We start from the raw sequence: 302 nt of genomic DNA, 5'->3' as shown, positions 1-302 counted from the left end.
GTGTATTGGGGCCTTTACCGCTGAGCTATTATTAAGAAATGTTTGGTCTGTTAAAAAGGATTGGGTACACTTGCGCGACCAGAATAGTGAGAGATAGAACAATGGCAAATACAGCAGCCGCATTACATATTCTTGTGAAGCACAAAGAGCAAGCGGAAGACATAATCAAGCAACTGAAAAAAGGCGCAAAGTTTCAGACATTAGCGAAGAAGTATTCAACTTGCCCGTCAGGCAAACGCGGTGGTGACCTTGGTGAATTCCGCCGTGGTCAAATGGTACCTCAATTCGACAAAGTGTGCTTT

1 protein-coding gene is annotated in these 302 nt (G+C 44.0%); it reads left to right on the top strand.

Going from position 1 to position 302, the window contains the following annotated elements; translation table 11 throughout:
- Positions 1 to 38: 38 nt before the first annotated feature.
- Positions 39 to 302, top strand: a 264-nt coding sequence (locus IQR33_RS31945; protein ID WP_228014257.1) for a peptidylprolyl isomerase, incomplete at its 3' end; no start/stop codon positions are given.

The sequence above is a fragment of the Vibrio sp. OPT46 genome, from assembly GCF_015163535.1.
GTDB classification, from domain to species: domain Bacteria; phylum Pseudomonadota; class Gammaproteobacteria; order Enterobacterales; family Vibrionaceae; genus Vibrio; species Vibrio alginolyticus.
Note: the sequence above shows the minus strand (reverse complement) of the source record. Positions and strands in the feature narration are given on the sequence as shown.